This is a genomic window from Nocardiopsis ansamitocini, assembly GCF_030268225.1.
In the GTDB taxonomy this organism is placed as follows: Bacteria; Actinomycetota; Actinomycetes; order Streptosporangiales; family Streptosporangiaceae; genus Nocardiopsis_D; species Nocardiopsis_D ansamitocini.
Genome location: NZ_BSQG01000004.1, coordinates 495,497 through 514,424, shown reverse-complemented (window position 1 = coordinate 514,424; position 18,928 = coordinate 495,497). Strand labels below are relative to the sequence as shown.

Annotated in this window: 14 protein-coding genes and 1 CRISPR repeat array (1 of these 15 only partly in view); of the genes, 3 read left to right on the top strand and 11 right to left on the bottom strand. The window is 71.8% G+C overall.

The window, feature by feature from the left end:
- Window positions 1-1,235: direct repeats of the CRISPR family, unit length 28 nt; unit sequence GTGCTCCCCGCACACGCGGGGGTTGGTC; it reaches 1,052 nt to the left of the window's first position.
- A 311-nt stretch (window positions 1,236-1,546) separates the two neighbouring features.
- The 9 genes from QSJ59_RS14755 to QSJ59_RS14715 all read right to left on the bottom strand — a co-directional run bounded on the left by QSJ59_RS14755 (window position 1,547) and on the right by QSJ59_RS14715 (window position 12,870).
- The gene (locus tag QSJ59_RS14755) at window positions 1,547-2,308 is read right to left on the bottom strand and encodes a class I SAM-dependent methyltransferase (protein WP_285760107.1); all 762 of its coding nucleotides are present in this window, start codon (window positions 2,306-2,308) and stop codon (window positions 1,547-1,549) included.
- 4 nt (window positions 2,309-2,312) lie between these two features.
- Entirely contained in the window at window positions 2,313-3,080 is a 768-nt protein-coding gene (locus tag QSJ59_RS14750; protein WP_285760106.1) for an SDR family oxidoreductase, read from the bottom strand.
- Complete coding sequence (locus QSJ59_RS14745) at window positions 3,077-3,937, bottom strand: TauD/TfdA family dioxygenase (protein WP_285760105.1); 861 nt, start codon at window positions 3,935-3,937, stop codon at window positions 3,077-3,079. The genes QSJ59_RS14750 and QSJ59_RS14745 overlap by 4 nt, the downstream gene beginning before the upstream one ends.
- 49 nt (window positions 3,938-3,986) lie before the next feature.
- Complete coding sequence (locus QSJ59_RS14740; protein WP_285760104.1) at window positions 3,987-5,243, bottom strand: aspartate aminotransferase family protein; 1,257 nt, start codon at window positions 5,241-5,243, stop codon at window positions 3,987-3,989.
- A gap of 42 nt (window positions 5,244-5,285) precedes the next feature.
- Window positions 5,286-9,485 (bottom strand): amino acid adenylation domain-containing protein, encoded by a 4,200-nt coding sequence (locus QSJ59_RS14735; RefSeq protein WP_285760103.1) that lies wholly within the window; start codon window positions 9,483-9,485, stop codon window positions 5,286-5,288.
- Window positions 9,482-10,075, bottom strand: a complete 594-nt coding sequence (locus QSJ59_RS14730) for a DUF6309 family protein (RefSeq protein ID WP_285760102.1) — start codon at window positions 10,073-10,075, stop codon at window positions 9,482-9,484. The genes QSJ59_RS14735 and QSJ59_RS14730 overlap by 4 nt, the downstream gene beginning before the upstream one ends.
- Before the next feature lie 14 nt (window positions 10,076-10,089).
- Window positions 10,090-10,884, bottom strand: a complete 795-nt coding sequence (locus QSJ59_RS14725; protein WP_285760101.1) for a phytanoyl-CoA dioxygenase family protein — start codon at window positions 10,882-10,884, stop codon at window positions 10,090-10,092.
- A gap of 676 nt (window positions 10,885-11,560) precedes the next feature.
- Complete coding sequence (locus tag QSJ59_RS14720) at window positions 11,561-12,430, bottom strand: NAD(P)H-binding protein (protein ID WP_285760100.1); 870 nt, start codon at window positions 12,428-12,430, stop codon at window positions 11,561-11,563.
- A complete protein-coding gene (locus QSJ59_RS14715) occupies window positions 12,427-12,870 on the bottom strand; it encodes a nuclear transport factor 2 family protein (RefSeq protein WP_285760099.1) in 444 nt (147 codons plus the stop codon). The genes QSJ59_RS14720 and QSJ59_RS14715 overlap by 4 nt, the downstream gene beginning before the upstream one ends.
- Window positions 12,871-13,000: 130 nt before the next feature.
- Between QSJ59_RS14715 and QSJ59_RS14710 the strand changes: the two genes are divergently transcribed.
- Window positions 13,001-13,843 (top strand): helix-turn-helix transcriptional regulator, encoded by an 843-nt coding sequence (locus QSJ59_RS14710; protein WP_285760098.1) that lies wholly within the window; start codon window positions 13,001-13,003, stop codon window positions 13,841-13,843.
- A gap of 199 nt (window positions 13,844-14,042) precedes the next feature.
- Here QSJ59_RS14710 and QSJ59_RS14705 read toward each other — a convergent pair whose 3' ends face one another.
- Window positions 14,043-15,197, bottom strand: a complete 1,155-nt coding sequence (locus tag QSJ59_RS14705) for an acyl-CoA dehydrogenase family protein (RefSeq protein ID WP_285760097.1) — start codon at window positions 15,195-15,197, stop codon at window positions 14,043-14,045.
- A gap of 142 nt (window positions 15,198-15,339) precedes the next feature.
- On the opposite strand from QSJ59_RS14705, the gene QSJ59_RS14700 reads away from it, so the two are divergent.
- Together QSJ59_RS14700 and QSJ59_RS14695 are read left to right on the top strand one after the other, a co-directional pair.
- Window positions 15,340-16,098: a TetR/AcrR family transcriptional regulator gene (locus QSJ59_RS14700; RefSeq protein ID WP_285760096.1), complete on the top strand. Its 759-nt coding sequence runs from the start codon at window positions 15,340-15,342 to the stop codon at window positions 16,096-16,098.
- 256 nt (window positions 16,099-16,354) lie between these two features.
- Window positions 16,355-17,170, top strand: a complete 816-nt coding sequence (locus QSJ59_RS14695; RefSeq protein ID WP_285760095.1) for an SAM-dependent methyltransferase — start codon at window positions 16,355-16,357, stop codon at window positions 17,168-17,170.
- A 94-nt stretch (window positions 17,171-17,264) separates the two neighbouring features.
- Here QSJ59_RS14695 and QSJ59_RS14690 read toward each other — a convergent pair whose 3' ends face one another.
- A complete protein-coding gene (locus QSJ59_RS14690; protein WP_285760094.1) occupies window positions 17,265-18,842 on the bottom strand; it encodes a glycerol-3-phosphate dehydrogenase/oxidase in 1,578 nt (525 codons plus the stop codon).
- Window positions 18,843-18,928: the final 86 nt, after the last annotated feature.

Sequence of the window (18,928 nt, the reverse complement as noted above, 5' to 3'; positions counted from 1 at the left end):
GCGGGGGTTGGTCCCGCTATGTCACGCACAGTCATACCTGAAACGTGTGCTCCCCGCACACGCGGGGGTTGGTCCGGCCACAGCCGTGACCCCGTTCGTCTCATACAGTGCTCCCCGCACACGCGGGGGTTGGTCCTGGGCGACGTGGCAGGCGCAGCCGAGGACGCCGTGCTCCCCGCACACGCGGGGGTTGGTCATGATAATCAAAGGGCGGGCGACTTTACCGGAAGTGCTCCCCGCACACGCGGGGGTTGGTCGATGATCGTGGCCGGGCGCGACGCGCAGATCGCGTGCTCCCCGCACACGCGGGGGTTGGTCGGTCGCCCAGACCGACCCCCGAATCGTCACCCCGTGCTCCCCGCACACGCGGGGGTTGGTCTCGACGGAGTCCGTGTCTGGGCAATCACCCACCGTGCTCCCCGCACACGCGGGGGTTGGTCCGCGCCCTTGTTGGTGGCGTACTGCCGGGAGTAGTGCTCCCCGCACACGCGGGGGTTGGTCCGCGAGCGCCGCGAAGGACCTCGACGCCCTCAAGTGCTCCCCGCACACGCGGGGGTTGGTCCCCGGAACAGGCCGCAGCCCTCCATCACGTACCGTGCTCCCCGCACACGCGGGGGTTGGTCCACCCCGCCATCGACTAGGTCAGCCTCTACTCAGTGCTCCCCGCACACGCGGGGGTTGGTCCGTCCTTGGTGGGGAAGTCTCTGGGCTCCACCGGTGCTCCCCGCACACGCGGGGGTTGGTCCTCCACCCGTTCGGGCGGCCGCGACCGGCTGGAGTGCTCCCCGCACACGCGGGGGTTGGTCACGCCAGCATCCGCGACCACTGACGGGCCACCAGGTGCTCCCCGCACACGCGGGGGTTGGTCCCCAGCACCCCTCCGAGCAGTCCGGGGCGTTGCGTGCTCCCCGCACACGCGGGGGTTGGTCCTTCAGGCCCAGGCCCTTGCCCGGGACCTGTCCGTGCTCCCCGCACACGCGGGGGTTGGTCCGCCGCCATCTCCCGCGCGCCGAACTCGATGTGGTGCTTCCCCGCACACGCGGGGGTTGGTCCCCCAGAACCAGGCAGTCGCCCTTTGCCAGTGGGTGCTCCCCGCACACGCGGGGGTTGGTCTCAGGCATCCACTCGCTCAACACACAGGACTTCGTGCTCCCCGCACACGCGGGGGTTGGTCTCAGGCATCCACTCGCTCAACACACAGGACTTCGTGCTCCCCGCACACGCGGGGGTTGGTCCCTGGAGCCCTGTCCCACCCGCACCCCGCACGACGACCAAGACGATTGGCCGTTGGCCCGCCCCTACCTCGATCACTTCGAGCGCGCCCATGCCTGCGCCGGCCCCGAGACGTCCGATGCGTTGGCCGCCGTGGTCTGAGCAGTCCGCGGCGAACCAGGACAAGGAGGAGGCCCGGCCCCCGGATACACGGGCGCATCGGAACCGTTTCCCGGTGATGGGGGAAGCCCCTGGTTGGCCTTGCCCCACCATTCCTCATGAGGTGCGCCTCCTTCCGGAGCCGTTCGGGAGGGGCCGCCTGTGCGGGTCCGGGTCATGACGGGGTGGAGCGGGGCGTTTCCAGGTGCCTCCATCGGGTCGGATCGATCAGGTGGGGTGTGTGTATGGCGGCGGTCGTGCCCGGAAGGGGGTCGTGGTGGGTGCAGTCGAGTATGAGGACCTGGTTGCCGCCCGGCTGGAACTCGTATCCGACCGGTTCCAGGCGGGTGGGGATGGTGGAGTCGTGGAGGCGCTGCCTGAGCCTGTCGAGTGCGGGGTAGGGCCGGTTGCTGGTGTGCAGTACGACGGGGAAGAGCCGGACCTGCTTGCGGGCCACCCTGGCGAGTTCGAGGAGGGCGGCGAGGTGGAACGCCTCGTCGAGGGTGGCCCCGTAGGAGAACAGCAGGTGCGAGCTGAGGACGAGGTCGAAGGAACGGTCGGCGAAGGGCAGGGAGGGCAGGGCGGCGGCGAGGTAACGTTCCGGACGGGTGGCGAGGTCGGCGCTGAAGGTCCGCGCGGATCGAAGACGCAGGCGGGTATAGCGGTCGGCGTCACCGAACCAGGTCCAGACGTGTGCGTCGGCCGTGGCCGCGAGGTCGGCGTGTTTGTACTGGATCTCGCGCAGGACGAGGGGGCCGAGGTCCCGACCGAGGGCGTACTGGGGGTCGACGGCGAGGGCGTCGCCGCCCCGGGCGGAGGCGACGGCGGTGAAGTCGGCCGCCCCGCCCGGGCAGTCCAGCACGCGCTGGGAGAGGTCCTCGTCGGTCAGCGCGAACATGGCGCGGTATTCGTCGTAGGAGCGGGCGCTGACCAGCATGGGATCAGCCCCTGCCGACGAACGGCATGGTCGTGGGCAGCACCGTGAGGGATTGGACGTTGGTGTCCAGCGGCATGGAGGCCATCAGCACCAGGGCTTCGGTGAAGCGTTCGACGGGCAGGGTCGCCTCGACGGCCCTGCTGCCGTCGGCCTGCAACGCCGGGGGCTGCGGACTGCCGTCCGGCGGGGCGACGTTGCCGACGTCGATCTGGCCGCAGGCGATCCGGTGGCGGCGTCCGTCCAGGGACAGGGAGCGGGTCAGGCCGAGGAGGGCGTGCTTGGCCGCGGTGTAGGCGGTGGAGCAGGGGCGCGGCGTGTGCGCGGAGGGTGCGCCGTTGTTGATGATGCGCCCGCCCTGCGGGTCCTGGTCCCGCATGATCCGAAACGCCTGCTGGGAGCAGAGGAAGGCGCCGGTGACGATGGTGTCCAGCACCCGGCTCCAGTCCTCGTACGCGACGTCCTCGGGAGGCAGCCGGGGAGCGGGCGCGCCGGCGTTGTTGACCAGCAGGTCGAGGCGGCCGAAACGGTTGCGGACGGCGTCGAAGAGCGCCCCGACCTGCTGGGGGTCGGTGATGTCGGTGGGGACGGCGAGCACCCGGCCGGGGGGCGCGGCGCACTGCGCGGCGGTCTCGGCCAGGGCTTCCTCGCGGCGTCCCACCAGGACCAGCGACCAGTCCTCGCGGGCCAGGGCCAAGGCGCAGGCCCGGCCCAGGCCGCTGCCGCCGCCGGTGACGAGGGCGACCCGGCCGGCGGGCCGGTGTGCGGTGGTCACAGGGCCTCCGTGTTCATCCAGAGGCGCAGTACGCGACGGGAGGCGGGGCCCGGGACGTCGGTGTAGGGCGACCGTCCGTGCAGCACCCTGCTGTTGCGGATGACGAGGAGTTCGCCGGCCTCCAACCGCAGGCCGAAGGCGATCTCGGGCCGGTAGAGGACCTCGTCGAGGACGTCGAGGGCCTCCCAGTGGCGGGCGGTCACGGGCGTGGCGCTGCGTTCCGCGGAGGCGCGGACGGTGCGGGTCTGGTAGTAGCAGCCGATGGCCCCGTCGGGCTGGGTGAAGAGGATCGGGGAGACGATCAGTTGCTGTCCCGCGCGGCCGGTCCTGTCGAACGTCCAGTCCTCGCGCAGGGCGGCCAGGGCCCGGGGCTGTTCGCGTCCGATGATGTCGTGGACACGGCGGGCGCTGGCCAGCTTGGTCATGCCGCCGCCGCGGATTGCGGGCTGGAGGCACAGGAGCACCAGGAGGTCGCAGGTGTCGCAGTGGAAGCCGAGCTCGGTGGCGCCGTCGCCGTCGCGGTCCCGCAGGACCTGGGTGAGGTCGCCCTGGGCGTTTTGCGGGATGACCTGGCCGAAGTCCCGGAGAAGGAACGACAGCGCGGACACGATGGCGTCCTCGGGTGCGGAGGCGTCCACGAGGTTGCGGACGTGGACGAAGCCGACGGTCCTCAGGCTGGTGAGTGCGAAGGAGCGGAGGCCGCGGCGCGCGGAGTCGGCCGGGCCCCACTCCCCGGCGGACGCGTCGCGCCACAGGGCGTCGCGGTCGGTGTCGGTCAGCGGCAGGGACCACAGCTCGCGGTGGGATTCGAGGTAGTCGCTGTCCCAGCTGACGTCGGTGAGGGTGTCGTCGGACATGGGTGAACCTTTCCGGCACGGGAACGGACGGTCTGCTCGGGGGCTGCGCTCAGGCCGTGGCCGAGGTCACGGCCTTGGACCACAGGGAGAGGGCCTCGCCGATCTGGTCACTGTCCACCACGAGCGCCGGGATCATGCGCACGACACTCTGGTGCACCCCGCAGGTGAGGAGCAGCAGGCCCAGTTCCGCGGCGGCCTGCTGGGCGCGTCGGGCCGTCGCGGGGTCGGGTGAGCCGTCGGGACGCTGGAACTCGCAGGCCGCCATGAGTCCGAGGCCGCGCACATCGGCGATGGCCGGGACGCCGGCGGCGGCCTCCCGCAGGCCGCGCAGAAGCAGTTCGCCCTGTGCCGCGGCGTTGTCGACCAGGCGCTCGTCCCTGATGACGTCGAGGGTGGCGACGGCGGCCGCGCAGGCCACCGGATTGGCGCCGTAGGTGCCGCCCTGGGAGCCGGGCCGTGCCTTGCGCATCAACGCGGTGGGCGCGGCGATCGCCGACAGCGGGAATCCGCTGGCCAGGCCCTTGGCGGTGATGAGGATGTCGGGCACGGTGCCGCTGCCGTGCTGGTGGGCCCAGAACCGCCCCGTCCTGCCGAAGCCGGTCTGCACCTCGTCGAGGACGAGGAGCATGCCGTGCCGGTCGGCCCTCTCCCGCAGGCCGGCGAGGAAGCCGGGAGGCGCGGGCACGTAGCCGCCCTCTCCCAGGACCGGCTCGACGAACAGCGCGGCGGTCTCTCCGGGGGAGCTCACCGTGGCGAGGACATGGTCCAGGCCGCGCAGCGCATGCTCCACGGCGGCCTCCGCGTCCAGCCCGAGCCTGAACGCGTAGGGGAACGGGGCCACGGCCACGCCGGGCATCAGGGGGCCGATGCCGTCGCGGAAGCGGGTGCCGGCGGTGGTGAGGGCCGCCGCCCCCATGGTGCGCCCGTGGAACGACCCGTCGAACACGATCACGTTCTGCCGGCCGGTGGCGTGGCGGGCGAGACGCACGGCCGCCTCCACTGCCTCACTGCCGGAGTTGAGGTAGAACACGGAGTCCAGGCCCTCGGGCAGTACGGTCCCGAGCCGTTCGGTGAGATCGAGCAGCGGCTGGTGCAACACGGTGGTGTACTGGCCGTGGATGAGCCGGCCCGCCTGCCGTTGGGCGGCTTCGACGACCCTGGGGTGGCAGTGGCCGGTGCCGGTCACCCCGACACCGGCGGTGAAGTCGAGGTAGCGGCGTCCTTCGGCGTCGAAGAGGTACACGCCTTCGCCGCGGACGGCCACCACCGGGGTGGCCTGGGTGAGCACGGGGGAGAGCTGGGACACGGGTTTTCCCTTCGTTGCTGCGACGGGAGGGCGCGAAGACGCTCAGACCGGCCGGGCGCAGGACACGGCCGTCGGCAGGAATCCCGTGCTTTGCGCCCAGTCCAGGCATCGGGACCACCAGGCGGGGGTGGGAGGGGTGAAGCGGACGCCGAGGCGTTCGAGGGCGGCGGTGGTGTAGGAGCAGTCGATCTCGACGTTGCGCCGCGCGGCATGGGACCACGCGGCCGTCAGCCGGGCTGTTTCGGGGTTCTCGCGTTCGGCGCGGGCCAGCGCCGCTGCGAAGGTCGGGCCGTCGGTCAGGGCGATCGGGTAGCCGTGATCGGTCATCCAGCGGACCAGGTCGTCGTGGGGGACCGAGTACGGGGTCTCCACGTGGTAGACGCCGGGGGCCGTATACGGGTGGGTGGCGAGCGCGGCGATACCGGCGGCCACGGTGTCGGCGTAGGAGAACGCGAAGGTCTCGGCGGGCCTGCTGGGCGCGGCGCCGGCCTGTACGTAGCCGCGGACCAGTTGGTAGACGCGGTTGTCGGCGATGTTGTGCTGGAAGGCACCTGTCCGGCTGTGCGCGGCGATGTGGCCGCTGCGGTGGATACAGCAGCGGCGGCCCGACGCCGCCCAGGCGCGGACGGTCTCCTCCGCGGCCAGCTTCACCCGCTCGTAGGGGGTGGTGAAGTTCTGGCCGATGCGGAGGTCGGCCTCACTGAACCGCCGGGGACCACCGCCGACGGTTCCCGCGACGGCGAGAGTGGAGAGGTGGTGCAGCGTCGCCGCGCGGGTCTCGGTGTCGATCCAGGCCAACAGGCGCCGGACCGCGGTGTGGTTGGTCCGCTCCAGTTCGGCCGGCGAGGCCACCAGCCGGACGTCCGCCGCCGCGTGGACGACGATGTCGGCCCGGCGGGCATGGGCCAGCCCGTGCGCGGACAGGCCGAGCCCTTCGCGGTTGATGTCGCCGGCGACGGTGTCGACGGCGCCGCGCGGAATGTCGAGCCTGGCCGCGGCGTCCATGTCGCGCTCCCCGCGCACCAGGCACGTGACGCGGGCGCCCCGGTCGACGAGGGCGGTGAGGAGGTGGCCGCCGACGTAACCGGTGGCGCCGGTCAACAGGACGTCCACCGGTTCACGCCCGACGCGCACCCGCCCGGGGGCGGGGTGGCGCCCGGTGTGCAGGATCTGCCCCGACGTCGTCGACGGCGCCCTGACCGGCGGGGGCGCGGCGGTCCGGGCGGCGGACGCCACGGCGCGGGAGAACCCGGACATCACGTCGAGCGCGCCGGCGTGCGCCGTCCGGGGCCACGCGTACACCAGGTCGGTGACCAGTCTGCCGTCCACCACACGGGCGGTCAGCCGGAGCCGGTACAGGGTGTCGCCGCTGCGGCAGCGCGCCGTCCCCGCCTGTTCGTCCGCCGGCGTCCAGGCCAGGGACGGTTCGTCGGGCAGCCGGAACGTGCCGAGGAAGTTGAACGCGGCCTCAGGGGATTGCCCCGCCGCGTCCATCGGCAGTTCGGGGGCCGCGCGCACCCGGTTCTCGGCCTCCCGCACACGGGCGGGGACGGGCACGTCCGATCCGTGGAGGCCGTCGAGGCGTACCCGCTTCACCGCGGTGAACCAGCCGACGGTGTCGAGGTGGGGCGAGCTGCCCGATGTGTCGCGGCCGTGGGTCTCCACCTCCACCTCCACCCAGGGCTGCTCGCTCCAGCGGCACGTGGCGTCGGCGAACGCCGACAGCAGCAGTGCTTCCAGGCCGTGCGCGCCGCCGTGCCCGCTGATCAGCCGTTGGGTCCCGCGCCGGTCCAGGGCCCAGGTCAGGGCGGCGGGTTCGACCGGTCCCACCGGGTCGTCCACCGGCAGCGGCGAAGCGGTGCGTGCGGGCGGCGCCGGCGCGGGGGGCAGCCCGGCGGCCCATTGGTAGAAGTCGGCGGTCAGGGGCAGGACGGGCTGTTCGCCCGACAGCGCCGTGCGGTAGGCGTGGGCCAGGTCCTCCAGGAGGATGCGCCAGGACAGGCCGTCGACCACCAGGTGGTGGGCGATCAGTGCCAGGCGGTCCTGCGTCGACGGGGCGCCCGAGAACAGGTGGACGCGGAGCAGCCGGCCGGAGGGCGGGTCGAGGCTGCGATGCAGTTCGGTGCAGGTCCTGGTGATCGTTTCGCAGATCGGTTCCGGCCCTGCCGCCTCGATCCGGGAGAACGACACGGCGTCCAGGCCGGGTGCCGGTCTGGCGGCTCCCGGGCCGTCCGGGCCGATCGGCCGGCGCAGGGCCGGGTGGCGTTCCAGGACGGCGGTGACGGCGGCCGACAGGGCCTTGGCCCGTACGCGGCGACCGCAGCGCAGCAGGACGGACTGGTTCCAGTGCCGGGGGTCGTCGATGCCGCGGCTCGACAGCCACCGCTGTGCCGGGGCGAGCCGGTCGTGCCGGGCGACGACGGGTGCCGCCACGGCCTGCCGGGGAGCGGTCGTGGCCGCTGCGGCTGCCGCCAGACGTGCGGGAGTCGGATTGCGGTAGAAGTCGTCGAAGCTCACCCGGTGCCCCTCGCGGCGCAGGTACGCGATGGTCCGCATGGCCAGCAGCGAGTCACCGCCCAGGTGCAGCACGTCCGCGTCCGGATCGACCGCGGGCAGGCCCAGCGCCTCCGCCCAGAGCTCGCCGATCGTCCTCGTCAGGCAGGTGTGCGACGGCTCCGCCGCGGCCCGTCCGCCGTCGGCGGGCCCGGCCGAGGCCCGCACGACCCGGTCCACCGCGGCCTCCAGGCGGGGCCGGTCGAGTTTCCCGTTGGCGTCGACCGGGAACTCCGCGAGGACGACGATCGGGGCGGGCACCGAGTACTCCGGCAGCCGGTCGCGCAGGTGGGCGCGGAGTACCTGCACGGTGGCGTCGGAGTCGTGCCCCTCCGCCGTGCGTACGGCGGCCAGCAGCGTGGTGCCGCCCGGAGCGTCCCGCGCCACGACCACTCCCTGGACCACTCCGGGGCACCCGCCGATGACACGTTCCACTCCGGCCGGGTCCACGCGAAAACCCCGCACCTTGACCTGCCGATCGGCCCGGCCGAGGAAGACGAGGTCGCCGTCCGGGCGGCGGCGGCACAGGTCACCGGTGCGGTAGACCCGGTCGCCGGCATGTCGGACGAAGCCACGGGCCGTCTCGGCCGGACAGTCGAAGTAACCGAGGCCGACCCCTGGGCCGCCGATGTACAGTTCGCCGTCCGAGCCGTCGGCGACCGGGTTCCCCTCGCCGTCCAGCAGGCGCGGACGGGCCGCGCCGATCGCCGTGCCGATCGGCACGCTCTCCTCGTCGCCGGGAAGGTCCTCCACCGACGAAGCAATGAAGCAGGTGGCGCCGATGGTCGTCTCGGTGGGGCCGTAATGGTTCACCAGCCGGCGGCCCACCCCCTTGGTGAGCAGCCGCTCGGCGAGCAGGCGCGGCAGGGGTTCGCCGCCCAGGATCACCGTGTCCAGAGCAGGGCTGGAATCGGGGCGCTCCTCCAACAGCGCGGCCATGTGCGACGGGGTGGTCTTCAGCATCGAGACGCGGGCGTCTCGCAGCGATGCCCACAACGCCTCGGCGTCCCTCCTGCAGTCCTCGGGAACGACGTGCACCGAGCCTGCGGTGACCAGGGCCAACAGCCAACAGGTGTGACCGAGGTCGGCCGCCAGGGTGGTGAGGTGGGCGATGCGCGGCGCGTCCGCCCCACCGAGCCCGAGCCGTTCGCGCACCCCCAGCGCGTAGTGCAGCGTGTTGGCGTGGGTGATGGCGACCGCCTTGGGCCTGCCCGTGGAGCCCGACGTGAAGGAGAGATAGGCCGTGTCGCCCGCGCCCGGCGTCTCGAAGCCCAGCGCTACGGGCGAGTCGTCGGGCGCGAGGGCGTCGACGTCCACGACCTCGGCGCGCAGCCCCGGGAGCTCGTGCGGCGGTTCCTCGGAGCACACGGCGTGGCGGGCTCCGACCGACCGGAGCCTGGAACCCAGGTCGGCGGCGCTCCACTGCGCGTCGGTCGCCACCACCGTGGCCCCCGCCCGCAGAACACCGTGCAGCAGGACGAGCAGGCGGGCGTCCCGTGGGCCGAGCAGGGCGACCCGGTCCCCGGCGCGTACGCCCTGGTCCCTGAGACGGACGGCGACCTGGTCGGCCGACCGGGCGAGGGAGCGGTAGTCGTAGGCACGGTCGTGGTCGGTCAGGGCCGTCTGGTCCGGTCGGAGCCGAGCGGCCCGCGCCAGCGCCTGCGGAAGGGTTCTCGCCGGTTGGGTCACTCCCGCTCATCCCCCGTCGACCCCGACGATCCCCCGTCCGGCCCTTCGGCCGTATGGGGACCGGTCGGACCCTCGGGGTCGCCGGCGATCAGTACTTCCAGCCCGGGGCCGTTTGCCAGCCTTCCCGTCAGCTCCCAGGCCAGCATCCGGTGCAGGCCGTCGAGGTGGATGAGCCCTTCCCTGCACGGCAAACCCGCGTAGTCGATGTGGTCGACCGCCAGGGTGCTCAGGTGCACCGGTGTGATGGGTGCCTGACCGAGCACGCGCATCTTGGCCGTGCAGACCGGGTTGGCCTTCTCGATATCGGTGGAGAACGCCCGCACCCGGGCCGCCACCTGCCCGACCGTCAGGCCGGAGGGAGGAATCAGCTCGAACTCCCCTCCCTCGGCGGTGTGCCACGGAAGGACGACGGAGAGGACTTCCGGGCGGGAGAGCCGGACCCGCCACCAGACCCCCAGCAGCTTCTCGGCACGCCAGAGGTTCTCCTCCCCGGATTGGTTGGTGTTCCCCGCGTGGTCCCGTTCGGCCGGATGCTCGTTCAGGTAGTCGAGTCGAACGTCGGAGAAGGCGACGCGCTCCAGAATCTCCACGAGTGATGTTCCCCTCAGGCCGTCTGCGTGTACTCGGTGAAATGGCGCTCCGCGAAGAGCTCTGGCCATCGTCCACCATCAAGACCCAGCGACCGCGCCCGGGAGAGCATATGGCGCCAGTACGGTTTCGCGGGCCGCCACTGCGTTCCCGTCTGGCAGTAGGAGGCGTCGACGAAATAACGGAAGCGATCGCTGACCGGAGGCGCGGGTCGACGCGCATGGAAAAGCCCTGAATTGATCAGCACGGTCGACCCGGGGGGCAGGCGGTCGATGATTATCTCGTCCGGTAACTCGCTGGTACCCAAATGCGTCCGGGAATCCTTGGAGGCGCTCTCATGATGGGAGCCCGGCAGCACCACCAGGCTGTCCACCGTCTCGTCCAGGCCGCCCAGATAATGCAGCGCGTGCACCATCGTCAACGACGGGTCGGCGCTGGCGTTGGGCTCACGGTCGTGATGCCAGGGCTTGCCCCCGCGTCCCGCGTCGTGCCGATCGCTATGCAGGTGATGGAAGACGAACGACGAGCCGATGAGCTGCGCCAGCACGTCCATCAGTGGCGGATGGGTCAGCAGCGCGCCATGGGCGGGCAGTTCCAACTCCATCACCGGAGGTGCGCTCACCTGCACCGTGTCCGTGCAGCACGCTATGGAGCGGGCGCGCAGCCCGTCGTCCACCCAGCGGTCCACCTCCGGAACGAGCCGGTCGATCAGGGCTCGGGGCACCATTTCGGGGAGGACGAGATAGCCCGACCTCGTGAACTCCTCCCTCCGGGCGTCCACGGCCACCACTTCCCCGGGATCAGACCACATAATGCAACGCACCCTCCCAGCAGAGAAACCGTCGGGGTTTCATCGAATGGCTCCTGGAGCGCTTTCCCTGGAATTGGCATCTGCTGCCGACGGTTGGAATTCGCGAGCGGGGCGGGCCGCCGGAAAACCGCGAAGAGAATTCGGCCTTTGCGGAGAAAAGCCAGCCTTGCCCCCATGGTTCGATGTCCGCCCTGGCGCAGTTGAAGTTGTTTCGACTGCACCGTGAGATCATATTCACTGACCCGCATCCCGTCCAGAGGGAATTGGGAGATATCCAGAATGAGGGCGGTTATCCGGCCAGGATGGACGCGAGTGAAGAAAGTTCGAATTAATTAGTTCTGATTCGTCTGGGGCTGGAGGGGGCGTGGGATGTGGGAGTTCTCTTTCCACTCCGGTCCGCGCGAAGCCCGAAGAGCACGCAGCCATACGGTGCGCCGCCGTTCGTCCGGGCCTCCGACGAACACTTTGCGGTGCTCGGCTGCTTGCGGGCAGGCGTCGGGGGCGACCCCCTGAGGGGCCGCCCCCGACACGCCCGTGCGAACGCCGATACGGTGCCGGGGCGTCCAGGCCCTCAGGGCCGGCATCCGATCAGGTCGAGAACCCCCTCCCCGCACCCGGCGGGCGTCCCGGTGGGCGACGTCCGACTTCTCCGGTCTCTTCCGGGGGCGCAAAGGACTCAGCGGTCGGCGGTCCCCTCGCCATGGGCCCACTCGGACGCGTGGTCCTGGACGAACTCGGCGAAAGCGCGGGGCGGGCGGCCGGTCAGATCCAGTACCGCAGTGCTGACCCGGTCCTCGCGGCCCGCCCTGACGCCGTCCTCCACAGTGGCCAGGGCGGTGGCGAACTCGGCGGGCATACCTGCGGACCGGTAATGGGCCGCCTGCTCGTCGGTGCGGATCGGCGTCACCCGGACCGGCCATCCGGTGCGGGCAGTGATGATCGAGGCAGCCTCCGTGTAGCTCAGTGCCTTCGGCCCGGTGAGCAGGTGGTCGCGTTGGTCGTCGGAGGCGGTTCCGGAGCCGGCCAGCAGCGCGAAGGCGGCGGCCGAGATGTCCCGCGCGTCGATCCAGCCCAGCCGGCCGTCCCCGGCAGCGGTGCGGATCTCGCCGTGCCGCCGTATCCGCTCGCCCAATGGGTGCGGGGCCAGGAAGTTCTGCATGAAGCCGGAGGCGCGCAGCACGACCCACCCGGGCCGGGCCCGCACCTGCGCGGCCATCTCCACCGCGCCGGGAGCGTTGGGCAATACGATGGCGGAACCGAGCAGTACCACCCGACGCACGCCGAGCCGTTGCGCCTCGGCCAGGAACGGCCCGACCAACGGCATCGGATCGACGGTGTTCACCGGAGGCACCAGGAAGACCCGGTCGACCCCCCGGAGCGCAGCCGGATGGGTGGCCGGGTCGGTCCAGTCGAACCGGACCGCGTCGCGGTCGTGAGCAGACGGCGTGCGACTGGCCACCCGGACCGGGACCCCACCGCCTCGCAGCAGGTCCACCAGTGCGCCCCCGGTCTTCCCCGTACCGCCGGTCACCAGTACACCGGTCATCGGGTGACCTCCGGACGAAGCGAGTCGAGCAGTTCGGGCAGCGTCCCGGCCGCAGCAGCGGCGGCCAGCGGGCTCCAGTAGTCCCGGTAGTGGGTGATCAGACCGTCCCGGGTGGTGACCACCGTCATGTAGTCCAGCCGGTAGGGCTCACCGGTGCGCACCGTGTGGCCGTGCGCCGTGAACTCCACCGCGACGGTCCCCGGCCGTTTCGTGTGGTGCACCGTCACCGCGGAGATCTCACGCACGTCCATCAGCTCCGGGTAGTCGGCCAGGTAGCCGCGGACCGCCTCCCGTCCGACCAGCCGCCGCGGTTGGCTCCCCGTGGCGAAGGGGAACTCGGCCGTGCCGTCCGGCGCCCACAGACGTGCGATGGCGTCCATGTCCTTGACCAGCAGCAGATCCAGCAATCGACGAAATACCTCTTCGGGTGTGCGTGGCACGGTGGCCCTCCGGTGTCGAACGGGTGTGACCACACCAGGCTGGGGGCGGGAGCACCGTCGAGGAACGGACGGCTTAGCCCCGGACCACCGGTCCGTGGCTGCGCCGGGGCCGCTGTGCCATCCTGGCCGGGTGAGCAGAGCCGAACTGGCAGATTTCCTGCGCCGCCGACGCGAAGCGCTGCGTCCGGACCGCATGCCGACCGCGGCGGTCCATCCTCCGGGCCGACGCGCGCGGCGTACCCCCGGACTGCGGCGCGAAGAGGTGGCCGCACTGGCCGGGGTGTCGACCAGCTACTACGAACGGCTCGAACAGGCACGCGCACCGCGTCCCTCGCCGCAGGTGCTGGGCTCGCTGGCCAATGCGCTGCGGCTCACCGCCGAGGAACGCGACTACCTGGTACGGCTGGCCGGGCAGGAGGTTTCGCGGGAGGTCGGAGCCGGTCGGCCACCGGTTCCCGCGGGTGCCCGCCGGTTGCTGGACAGGCTGGGGCCGATCCCCGCCTACCTGGCCGACGAGCGACTCGACGTCCTCGCCTGGAACAGCGCGGCGGTCGAACTGATCACCGACTTCGCGCTGCTGCCCGTCGAGGAACGCAACACCGTACGGTTGGCCATCCGGTTCAACGGCACGCTGTGCTCGTCGTCGGCCCCAGAGGACGACGGGTTCGCCCGGCAGACGGCCGCCCAACTGCGCGCGGCGAGCGTCCGCAGCCCGGCCGACCGGGTCCTCGGCGAGCTCGTCAACGCGTTCGCAGCGCACAGTACCGACTTCGCGACCCGGTGGCGCGACCATCACGTGCGCCCGGTGCCCGCCTTGCGCAAACGCTTGTGCCACCCGGAATTGGGCGACCTCGACCTGGACTGCCAGACCCTGCTGCTGCCCGGCACCTGCCTGAGCCTGGTGATGTACACCGCCGAGCCGGGCAGCGCGAGCGCCGCCGCGCTCGCCCGGCTCGCATCCCGCGGCGCCTGACCCCGGTCCACCGGGGGCCGGAGTGCGCCGTCCGGCGCGAAACGCAGTCAACCGCCCCCGACTACCGGGGTGCCGTCCCGCGATGATCCAGAGGACGGGCCACGGTCACGGCCGCCGGCTTCCCCCCCCGACAGCACGCGGGCCACGGGCTCCCTCCCCTCAGGAGAGCGTCGCGGCCCGCGGGGCACCCGCCCAAGGGCTACTTCAGCAGCTGCCGGGCCATCACCAGGCGCTGGATCTGGTTGGTGCCCTCGTAGATCTGGGTGATCTTCGCGTCGCGCATCATCCGCTCGACCGGGTAGTCGCGGGTGTACCCGGCGCCCCCCAGGAGCTGGACCGCGTCGGTGGTGATCTCCATGGCCACGTCGGAGGCCAGGCACTTGGCGGCGGCGCCGAAGAAGGACAGGTCGGCGTCGCCGCGCTCGGACTTGGCGGCGGCCACGTAGACCATCTGGCGGGCCGACTCCAGTTTCATCGCCATGTCGGCGAGCATGAACTGCACGCCCTGGAACTCCGCGACGGCCTTGCCGAACTGCCGCCGCTCCTTGACGTAGCCCAGCGCGTAGTCCAGCGCCCCCTGGGCGATGCCGACGGCCTGGGCGCCGATGGTCACCCGGGTGTGGTCCAGGGTGCGCAGCGCGATGCGCAGCCCCTCGCCGACCTCGCCGACCAACCGGTCGCCGGGGATGCGCATGTTGTCGAACAGGAGCTCGCGGGTGGGGGAGCCCTTGATGCCGAGTTTGCGTTCGGGCTCGCCCAGGGAGAAGCCGGGGTCGTCGGCGTGCACGACGAACGCGCTGACGTTGCGCCCGCGCGCACCGTCGGGGTCGGTCACCGCCATCACCGTGTAGTACTGCGAGATCCCGGCGTTGGTGATCCAGGACTTCTGCCCTGACAGCACCCAGTCGTCGCCGTCGCGGACGGCGCGGGCGCGCATGCTCGCGGTGTCCGATCCGGCCTCGCGCTCGGACAGCCCGTAGGAGAACATCGCCTCGCCGGCGGCGAGCGGCGTGAGGTAGCGCTGCTTGACGTCCTCGGAGCCGGCCAGGATCAGCGGCATCGAGCCGAGCTTGTTCACGGCGGGGATGAGCGATGAGGAGGCGCAGACCCGCGCGACCTCCTCGATGACGATGCAGGTGGCCAGGGCGTCGGCGCCCGCGCCGCCGTAGGCCTCGCCCACGTGCGGGGCGTGGAAGTCGCTGGCGCGCAGTGCGTCGTAGGCGCGTTGCGGGAACTGCGCGGTCTCGTCGGTCTCGGCGGCGTGCGGGGCGATCTTGTCCTCGGCGACGGCGCGGACGGCCTCGCGGATCGCGTCGTGCTCGTCGTTGGGGCGGTACAGGTCGAAGTCGCTCATCCGGTCTCCTTGCATCGCGATGCGCCCAGTATGACACTGAGTATCAAGGATTGAAACTCAGTCTCAATATCGGCGTTGTGCCGCGCAGGCGGGACAATCGGCGGGGCGTCCCGACCGGTACGGGCGCGGAAAACGGGGGACGATGCAGCGGCACACGGACACGGCGGCCCGGCGCGGGCGCGACACCGCGCGGCCGGCGCACTCGCGGGGAGTGGTGGGCGCCGCGCTGCGGCTGTTCGCCGAGCACGGTTTCGAGGCCACCACCATGGACGACATCGCGGTAGCCGCGGGGGTCAGCCGCAGCACGCTGTTCCGCCGTTTCGGCTCCAAGGACGACGTCCTCTTCGCCGACCAGGATGAGCTGGTGGAGGAAATCGGCGCGCTCCTGACGGAATCGGGCGAGGAACCGGTGGCGGCCGTGTGCGCGGCGGCCCGGATGGTGCTGCGCGGCTACACCACCGATCCCGATGTCGCCCTGGCCCGCTACCAGCTGGTCCGCGCACATACGGGCCTGCGCGACCGCGAGATCGCGATGTCGGCGCGCTACCAGGCGCTGTTCACCCAGCACCTGTCGCGCGGCCACACCGACGCCCGCACCCTGCTGGCCGCGGAGGTGCTGGCAGCCGCGGTGATCGCCGCGCACAACCATGTGCTGCGCGGGTGGCTGCGCACGCCGGGGGAGACGGGGGCCGCTGTCGCGCAGAGGTTGGAGGAGGCGCTGTCCTTCGTGACGGAGGAACTGGCCGGTTCGCTGCGCGCCGCCGCCTCGGGGCGGTCGCGGCCCTCCGGGCCGGAGGGGGCGGTGCTGGTCGCCGTCTATCCCGCGGGAGCCTCCGGGGGAGAGGTCCTGGCCAAGGTCCGCGCGGCCCTGGAGGCCGGCGGCCCCCAGCAACTCCAGTAGGCAGAAGGACCTCCGCGGTTCTCGAAACGGGATTAAAACGGACTTATCGCAAATCTTTCGAGACGTGGAATTGCGATTCGGGCACCTTTTTCGCTGCTTCGACCGAAGAATCCCTGGTCACAGAAGTGGGTTACCGGGGGGTAGTTGAAAACCGCCTGGTCCCTGCCGTTGCGGGAATATCATGCGGGCAACCGCTTTGCGCGGGTATCGTCCCCGGACATTGAGAGGCCCGATCGCCATGGGTAACGACTCCTGGATGAAAACGCAGGCTCCGGACCCCACGAAGCTCCCGCCCGAGGTCAACAGGGAGGTCCCCAGCATCGCGCGGGTGTGCGACTACTTCATGGGCGGCAAGGACAACTTCCCGGCCGACCGTGCCGCAGCCTCCGCCGTCGAGCAGGTCTTCCCCCAGGGCAAGCAGCTGGGCAAGGAGAGCCGGTTCATGCTCCAGCGCGCCACCCGGTTCCTGGTGCAGAACGGGATCAAGCAGTTCCTCGACATCGGCTCGGGCCTGCCGACGGCCGGAAACGTCCACGAGATCGCGCACGAGACCGACCCGGAGGTGCGGGTCGTCTACGTCGACAACGACCCCATCGTGCTCGCCCACGCCCGCGCGCTGCTGGCCGACAACCAGACCACCACCGTCATCCAGGCCGACCTGCGCCACCCCGACGGCATCTTCGAGCACCCCGACACCCTGCGCCTGTTGGACTTCGACCAGCCGGTCGCGGTGTTCATGGCCTCGATCCTGCACCACCTCGACGACGAGGACGACCCCTGGGCGATCGCCGCCCAGATCCGCGACCGCCTCCCCAGCGGCAGCTACGTGATGATCACGCACTTCTACGACTCCGGTGACGAACGCGCCCGCGACGTCGAGGCGGCGCTGGTCAAGGGGGGCCTGGGCAGCGGCTGGTTCCGCACCGCCGACCAGATCGCCCGTTTCTTCGACGGGATGGAGCTCCTGGAGCCGGGCGTGGCGGCGGCCAACGACTGGCGTCCCGACGACCACACCCCCCGTGGCAGCGACACCCACCACCTGCTCGCCGGGGCCCTGGGCCGCACGACCTGACCCGCTTCCCCTCCCGCCCCCGGTGCCGGCAAGAAAGCGGGAAGCGCGTCGGAGAAGGACGCGCTTCCCGCGACGGGGCGCTCGCCCCGTGCGGTCAGGCCGCGCGGAGGGGCGGCGCCAGCATCGACTCGGTCGCCGCGCGGACCTGCGGCGTGGCCAGGCCGCGCACCGTGACTGTGGTGCGCCGGCGCAGCACGTCGTCGGCGGTGGCCGCCCACTCGCGGTCGCGGGCGTAGGCCACCTGGGCCCAGATGTCGGGACCGTCGGGGTGGATGCGCTCGCCCAGCGCCGGGTCCTCGCGCACGAGCGCGGCCAGGTCCAACGCCAGGCTCCCGTAGTGGGAGGCCAGGTGCCGCGCGACGAGCACGTCCATCCGCTCGCCGGGGGCGTCCTCGGCCAGCAGCCGGTGCACCACGGCGTCGGGGCGGGCCACCCCCGGCAGCGGCACGGTCCGCAGCGGTGCCGCCATGTCCTCGGCAAGGGGGACCGAGCTCAGCCGGCGCAGCCGCTCGATCACGCTGCGCCCGATGTGCCGGTAGGTCGTCCACTTGCCGCCGGCCACCGAGAGCATGCCGCCGCGCCCCTCGGTCACCACCGTCTCGCGCTTGGCCGCGCTGGTGCCGCCGGCGCCGCCGGGCAGCACCCGCAGCCCGGCGAAGGAGTAGACGATTGACGCGGGGTCCAGCAGCGCCGGCTCCACGCCGACCCCCGCCTCGCCCAGGATCTGGTCGATGTCGCTCTGCACCACGCCCACCTCGGCGGGGTCGCCGGTGTATTCCTCGTCGGTGGTGCCCAGCAGGAGGTGGTCCTCCCAGGGAATGGCGAAGGACACGCGGTACTTGTCCACCGGGATGGTCAGCGCGGCGCGCCAGGGCCGCGGCGTCTTCACGACCAGGTGTGCGCCCTTGGACAGCCGCACGCTGGGCGCGGCGTCGGGGTTCTCCATCCGGCGGAGGTGGTCCACCCAGGGGCCGGTCGCGTTGAGCACCAGGCGTGCGTCCACCCCGAACTCGCTGCCGTCGAGCCGGTCGCGCAGGTCGGCGCCGCCGACCCGGCCGCGGGTGGTGCGCAGCCCGACGACCTCGGAGTGGTTGAGCACGACCGCGCCCGCCTCCACGGCCGCGCGTACCGTCATCACCGCGACGCGGCTGTCGTTCATCTGGTGGTCGTGGTAGGCGGCCACCGAGCGCAGTCCGTCGGTGCGCAGGCCGGGCACCATGCGGCGTGCCTGCAGGGGCGACATCACCCGCCCGACGCCGTCGCCGAACGCCGAGAGCGCGGAGTACAGGAACACGCCCGCGCCCAGCTTGGCCGCGCCGTGCGGGCCGCCCTTGTATACCGGTACCAGGAATGGCATCGGGTTGACCAGGTGCGGCGCCACGTCACCGGCCAGGGAGCGGCGCTCGCGGTGGTTCTCCGCGACCAGCCCGATGTTGCCGGTCTGCAGGTAGCGCAGGCCGCCGTGCACCAGTTTGGAGGAGGCGCTGGAGGTCGCGCCGGCGAAGTCCCCGGCGTCCACCATCGCCACGCGCAGCCCGGTCTGGGCGGCCATCCAGGTCACCGCGGTGCCGAGGATGCCTCCACCGATGACCAGGAGGTCGAAGGTGCCGCGGGACAGTTCCGAGCGGGCCTGCACCCGGGCGTCGCCGCTGGAGTGGGATGTGGTGATCATGGGACCCCTCACAGGTTCGTCGAGCCGCTCGGTCGGGGACTTAGGACGCGCTCGTCGGACCGTCCAGTCACCTTATGTCGGCCATC